This is a genomic window from Pontibacter brevis (assembly GCF_054779655.1).
Window position 1 is genome coordinate 1 of the sequence record NZ_BAAGXV010000048.1, and the last position, 6,380, is coordinate 6,380.

General features: G+C 49.8%; 5 protein-coding genes and 2 pseudogenes. 5 read left to right on the forward strand and 2 right to left on the reverse strand.

Annotation, left to right across the window (positions count from 1 at the left end):
* Positions 1 to 193, reverse strand: a 193-nt coding sequence (locus ACYVB1_RS13035; RefSeq protein WP_460924188.1) for a hypothetical protein, incomplete at its 3' end; no start/stop codon positions are given.
* 292 nt (positions 194 to 485) lie between these two features.
* Positions 486 to 1,028 (reverse strand): peptide-methionine (S)-S-oxide reductase MsrA, encoded by a 543-nt coding sequence (gene msrA / locus ACYVB1_RS13040; protein ID WP_460924190.1) that lies wholly within the window; start codon positions 1,026 to 1,028, stop codon positions 486 to 488.
* 238 nt (positions 1,029 to 1,266) lie between these two features.
* Between msrA and ACYVB1_RS13045 the strand changes: the two genes are divergently transcribed.
* The 5 genes and pseudogenes from ACYVB1_RS13045 to ACYVB1_RS13065 form a co-directional block, all read left to right on the forward strand.
* Positions 1,267 to 3,711: a heavy metal translocating P-type ATPase gene (locus ACYVB1_RS13045; RefSeq protein ID WP_460924192.1), complete on the forward strand. Its 2,445-nt coding sequence runs from the start codon at positions 1,267 to 1,269 to the stop codon at positions 3,709 to 3,711.
* A 114-nt stretch (positions 3,712 to 3,825) separates the two neighbouring features.
* Complete coding sequence (gene ccoS, locus ACYVB1_RS13050; RefSeq protein WP_460924194.1) at positions 3,826 to 4,002, forward strand: cbb3-type cytochrome oxidase assembly protein CcoS; 177 nt, start codon at positions 3,826 to 3,828, stop codon at positions 4,000 to 4,002.
* A 238-nt stretch (positions 4,003 to 4,240) separates the two neighbouring features.
* A pseudogene (locus ACYVB1_RS13055) lies at positions 4,241 to 5,452 on the forward strand (cbb3-type cytochrome c oxidase subunit I); the annotation flags it as partial.
* Between the two features lie 26 nt (positions 5,453 to 5,478).
* Entirely contained in the window at positions 5,479 to 5,922 is a 444-nt protein-coding gene (locus tag ACYVB1_RS13060) for a sensor histidine kinase (RefSeq protein ID WP_460924196.1), read from the forward strand.
* Positions 5,919 to 6,278: pseudogene (locus ACYVB1_RS13065) on the forward strand (response regulator transcription factor); the annotation flags it as partial. The gene ACYVB1_RS13060 and the pseudogene ACYVB1_RS13065, both read left to right, overlap by 4 nt.
* Positions 6,279 to 6,380: the final 102 nt, after the last annotated feature.

A 6,380-nucleotide genomic window follows, 5' to 3' on the forward strand; every position in this document is an offset into this window, starting at 1 on the left:
CAGAAGAACCTTGGTCAGACAGGAAAAGAAGGCTGATAATTACCTGGCATTCCTGCTGCTCGCGTGCATGAAGATAATGCTTAGGTATTTTTGAGATAGCTTCTATAATACTATACATCTCCTTCCATAGCTTATCTTGTCTAAGCTGCCGTAGTAACAACTTCTCCAACAACTCACTAACAGCCTTTTCCATCTTGGCATCCTTTGCTCTCAGGCCGAGCGGCCTCGTCTTCGGGCATCGCGCTGTGTATATTTCCTGCCTTACGGCTGCCACTGGCGTGGCACCGGAAATTTACAAGGCGCTCAACCCAAAAACTGGAAACTCATTCACTTCGTGCGGACAGATTTTGGTAATGGGAATAAAGAATTGACTATGGAAAAAGCCTTGAGAAACCTGAATAAACAGGCTCCCCTCCTTGGACAAGGAGGGGTAGGGGTGGTTTGACCCGGTACATCAGAAAAAGCAGAATAATGCATTATTTCTACTAAGCCTTTTTCCAATGTCTTTCTATAAAGCCAGCTCTGCCGGAGCCTACGTTATAGCGCTGATAATGGGTAGGATTCTTTTTGTAGTAGTCCTGGTGGTATTGTTCTGCCGGGTAAAATGGTTTGGCCGGTAGTATAGGCGTTACAATAGGCTGGCTGAAAGGCCCGTTTTCCTGCAGTTCCTTCTTCGACTGTTCTGCCTGCTGTTTCTGCTCTTCGTTGTGGTAGAAGATGGCTGTCTGGTAAGAAGAGCCGCGGTCGCCGAACTGGCCGCCGGCATCGGTGGGGTCTATCTGCTGCCAGAAAATCTCCAATATCTCCTTATAGGAAATTTTGCTCGGGTCGAAGGTGATTTGCACGGCCTCGTAATGGCCGGTCGTATCAGAGCATACCTGCTCGTAGGTAGGGTTTTGGATTTCTCCTCCGGTATAGCCGGACACGACTTTTTCTATGCCCTCCCATTGGTCAAAGGGTTTGACCATGCACCAGAAACACCCGCCTGCAAAGGTGGCCAGTTCAAATGTATTTTCTTCCTGATTCATATATTCTGTTCTTATGTAAGTCTTCTTCCTTTAAACTGGATCAAACATGTAAAGTTTAAACGAACCGTGTGGCATACAGGATGTAGAGAAAGCTTTTAAGGCAACTTCTTTTCCATTCAATAAGCTGATTTGCTCCAAAGGCACCCCCTGACAAGGATCACATTCCCTAGTGACATTGCTCATCTTTTGCCCCACCACCGCTTTCTCTATTTTGTAAACTAACAAAATAGAGATTGAGATGGAAGCCGCACTCCAAACCAATATTCAAAGTTGCTACCACTGCGGGGATGCCTGTGTGGAAGAAATAATAGAAGCACATGACAAGACTTTCTGCTGCGCCGGCTGCAAAAATGTATACGAGCTGTTAGAGGAGAACAACCTTTGCGCTTACTATAACCTGGAAGAAAACCCGGGCATCACAGGAAAGCAGCCTGTTTCCGAATCGCGGTTTGCTTACCTGTACGATGCCGGGGTGGAGGCGCAGCTTGTCAACTTTAAGAACGATGCCATCTGCAAGCTGACGTTCTATATTCCGCAGATGCACTGCAGCTCCTGTATCTGGCTGCTCGAGAACTTATTTAAGCTGAACCCGGGCATCTCTGAATCCACGGTTAACTTCCTGAGAAAAGAGGTATCGCTGACATACTTTCACCAGAAGACTTCGCTGCGGGAAGTGGTGCAGCTGCTGGCCCGGATTGGCTATGAGCCAGCCATTACGTTAGCCGATACCGATGGAAAAAAGACAAGCAAGCCGAACCGCAGCATCATCTACAAATTAGGTATTGCCGGCTTCTGCTTTGGCAACGTCATGCTACTGGCGTTCCCGGATTACCTGGCTGTAACAGAAGGACTGCAGCGAACCTTCGGTTCCTTTTTCGGCTACCTCAGCTTTGTACTTTCCTTACCTGTGTTTTTCTACAGCGCGCGCGGGTTCTTTACCTCCGCCATAGAAGGAATTAAGCAACGCATGGTAAACATCGATTTGCCTATTGCCACCGGGCTGCTGGCCCTGTTCACGGTGAGTATGTACCAGGTGTTTACCGGAACCGGTCCCGGCTACTTCGACTCTTTTACCGGGCTGGTTTTCTTTATGCTGATAGGCAAATACTTCCAGCAGCGCACCTACGACACACTCTCTTTCGACAGAGACTATACTTCTTACTTCCCAGTATCTATTACAGTGTTGAAGGAGGATGGGGAAGAGGCGTCTGTTGCGGTACGTAACCTGAAAGTGGGCGACTGCATCCGCATCCGGAACCAGGAGCTGATACCGGCTGATGCCATCCTTTTGAGAGGCACCGCCCTGATTGACTACAGCTTTGTTTCCGGGGAGTCGGAGCCGGTGGAGAAAGTAGTGGGGGAGGTAATATACGCTGGTGGCCGGCAGGTAGGTGAAAGTGTGGAGCTTGAGGTTGTGAAGGCTGTATCGCAGGGATACCTGACGCAGCTTTGGAACAATACCGTCTTCTCAAAGGATGAATCGCAAAGCGTGGGCACCTACGCCAATATAGCGGGGAAATGGTTCATCATTGTCACGCTCATAGTGGCTGCCGCTTCACTGGGATACTGGGTGCCGCGAGATACGGATATGGTTGTGAAGGCCTTCACGTCGGTGCTCATCATTGCCTGCCCTTGTGCCTTGTCGCTGGCTACGCCCTTTGTGCATGGCCATACCATGCGAGTGTTCGGCAAGAACAAGTTCTACCTCAAGAACACAGCGGTAGTTGAGACGCTTGCCAAAATAGACACGGTGGTGTTTGATAAAATCGGTACCCTGACCGAGCCAAGTGCTGCTGAGCTACCCTATACAGGCAAAGCGCTAACAGCAGCACAGGAGCAATCTATAAAATCAGTTTTACAGCACTCCACGCACCCGCTCAGCCAGCGCATTTTCCAGCACCTCAAGGGCGCTACCCTGCCTGTTCAGAACTTCCAGGAGTTTGCCGGTAAAGGACTGGTAGGGGAAGTGAACGGTCAGTTAACCAGAGTTGGCTCTGCAGCTTATACAGGTACAGCTGCAAATAAAAGCGATGCGCTGAAAACAACAGTATACGTGTCACTAGATGGGCTTGTGGTGGGCTTTTACGCCTTCTATAATGTGTACCGCCAAGGCCTGAAAGACATACTCCGGGAGCTGAACGACAAAAAGCTGGAGGTGCTCTCCGGAGATAATGACCACGAGGAGGCACGCCTGAAAACGCTTTTAGGGGAAGACTCGGCGCTGAATTTTGACCAATCGCCGGTGCAGAAACTGGAGTATATCAGGCAGCTGAAGAGCGGGCAACACCACGTCCTGATGGTAGGCGATGGCCTGAACGATGCCGGAGCGCTGAAGCAGAGTGATGCGGGTATTGGCCTCACCAACAGCATTACCAATTTCTCACCGTCCTGCGACGCCATCCTGGATGCCTCGGCTTTTGATAAGCTGAGTACGTTCCTAAGTTTCTCAAAGATGACCATGAACATCATCCTGGCCACCTTTGCTGTATCGCTGATATACAACGTGATTGGTTTAACACTCGCGGTGCAGGGGCTCTTTTCGCCCATTGTATCGGCCATCCTCATGCCCATCAGCTCCCTGAGTGTTATCCTGTTCGCCACCATGTCTGTTAAAATCGCCGCCAAAGGGCGGGGTTATAACAGTGAAGACCTCGCAGTGTGCGCAGCTCCTGTGAGCGTCTGATATTAGCTACGAAGCCACGGCCATTGACCCAGACACTCGCAGGACCTTCGGGCGCTGCGAGGTCTTCAGAGCCGATGAACTTTTAACTCTCTAATTCTCTAACTCAAGATAGCCATGTACATCATATTCCTAATGATAGCAGTCAGCATCACCGTAGCAGGACTTTTCCTGGGGGCTTTCCTCTGGGCCGTGCGCTCCGGGCAGTACGACGACGATTATACGCCTGCGGTCAGGATGCTTTTTGAAAATGAAGTGCCCGGCAGCAAGAAACCAGAAGAAAAAGTAGAGTAGAGGAATGACCTGCCTATATGCACAGACCTTACTCCGTGCAGAGACCTCGCAGCGTGCGCAGCTCCTGCGAGCGTCTTGCTAGCTATGAAATAATGGCTGTACCTGTTGATGACAATCACCTCTGAAGATGACATTCATCATCTTTTCCCTGCCGCTTCTTTAGGAATTTTGAAAAGTCAAAAGAGAAGACAAACACAAAACATAAACAGAACACTTAAACAAATGGAGGACACCGCACATGTCAGCTAATGATGCAGAACTTGTAAAACCAGCGCACCGCAGCGTTGCCCCGCCCAAGGGCAATGAACCTGTTGCGCCAGAGACGTTCTACTACGACAACAGAATTGTTCGGAACTTTGGTATTGCCACTGTTTTCTGGGGAATAGCGGGTATGATCATCGGAACACTTATCGCGTTCCAGCTGGCTAAGCCGGACCTGAACATGGGCAACCAGTACACGACTTTTGGCCGTATCAGGCCTCTACATACCAACGCCGTGATTTTTGCCTTTGTGGGCAATGCCATTTTCATGGGGGTATACTACTCACTGCAGCGCCTTTGTAAATCGCGCATGTACAGCGACAAACTCAGCAAGCTGAACTTTTGGGGATGGCAGCTGATTATTGTGGCGGCGCTTATTACGCTTCCGCTTGGTATCACTACCTCTAAAGAGTATGCAGAGCTGGAGTGGCCGATAGATATCCTGATTACGCTGGTATAGGTGGTGTTCGGCTGGAACATGTTCGGCACCATTGCCAGGCGCAGGGAGAAGCACATGTATGTGGCCATCTGGTTCTACATCGCCACCTTCCTGACAGTAGCAGTGCTGCACATCGTGAACTCTTACGAGATGCCGGTTAACTTCTTCAAGAGCTACTCTGGTTATGCCGGGGTGCAGGATGCGCTGGTGCAATGGTGGTATGGCCACAATGCGGTGGCATTCTTCTTAACAACGCCGTTCCTAGGCCTGATGTACTACTTCCTGCCTAAAGCAGCGAACCGCCCGGTATACTCGTACCGCCTGTCCATCATCCACTTCAGGTCCCTGATCTTTATTTACATCTGGGCCGGTCCGCACCACCTGCTGTACACGTCACTGCCTGACTGGGCACAGTCGTTGGGTGTAGTGTTCTCTGTAATGCTGATTGCCCCAAGCTGGGGTGGTATGATTAACGGCTTGTTGACCCTGCGCGGTGCCTGGGATAAGGTGCGCGAGGAACCAGTACTGAAATTTATGGTGGTGGCCATCACGGCTTACGGTATGGCTACCTTCGAAGGCCCGATGCTATCGCTGAAAAACGTGAACGCCATTGCGCACTTCACTGACTGGATTGTAGCACACGTACACGTGGGCGCACTGGGTTGTAACGGTTTCCTGATATTCGCCATCCTGTACTGGTTGTTCCCACGCATCTATGATGTAAAGCTTCACTCCAGGAAGCTGGCAAACTTTACAATGTACCCACGGCCTTTGATTTGAAGGAATTTGCCACCCAAGTGGTGGAAGAGGTGCAGGGCGTGCTGAAGATGGGGCAGCAGATTTACTATCAGCACAAAGGCGCGGATACAGCTGTTTGTGTTGATAAGCAATTACTGAAAAACATCCTGCTTAACCTGCTTTCCAACGCCAGTAAGTATTCCGGAGAGTACCAGGAGGTGCATTTTACAACGAAAATCAGAGAAGGGCAGATTACAATTAAGGTGCGGGGTGAAGGCATCGGCATACCAGATGCAGATAAAGCCCACCTGTTTACCCCTTTCTTCCGGGCGCATAATGTCACCAACATTCAGGGAACAGGCCTGGGGCTGAATATTGTAAAAAAGTATGTAGACATAATGGGTGGCGCACTTTGCTATGCAAGTGAGTTAGACAAAGGCACCACCTTTACCATCACGCTTTCGCAAACCACAGAACCATGAAAAAGATATTGCTGATTGAGGATAACCAGGAAATTCGGGAAAACATCGCCGAAATATTAACGCTTGCCAACTACACTGTTCTGGAAGCCGAAAACGGAAAGGTGGGGGTAGAGGTGGCCAAAAGAGAAATTCCAGATCTGATTATTTGCGACATCATGATGCCGCAGCTGGATGGCTATGGTGTGCTGCGCATGTTGGGGAGCAATACCGCAACGGCAAGTATCCCCTTTATTTTCCTGACGGCAAAATCAGAAAAGGAGGACTTCAGGAAAGGGATGAACCTAGGTGCAGACGATTACCTGGTGAAGCCTTTCGATGATCTGGAACTGCTGGATGCAGTAGAAATGCGCCTGGAGGCTATCTCAAAAATGGGAATCCCAGCTTGAGTTAATATGTTGGTTTCTCATGGAGTTGACAAACGAGCAATGGGAAAGGGTAAAAGACCTTGTGCCAGATCA

Bases quoted from the DNA above. Each gene is read 5' to 3' on its own strand.
- msrA (WP_460924190.1), bottom strand. From the start codon at position 1,028: ATGAATCAGGAAGAAAATACATTTGAACTGGCCACCTTTGCAGGCGGG.
- ACYVB1_RS13045 (WP_460924192.1), top strand. From the start codon at position 1,267: ATGGAAGCCGCACTCCAAACCAATATTCAAAGTTGCTACCACTGCGGG.
- ccoS (WP_460924194.1), top strand. From the start codon at position 3,826: ATGTACATCATATTCCTAATGATAGCAGTCAGCATCACCGTAGCAGGA.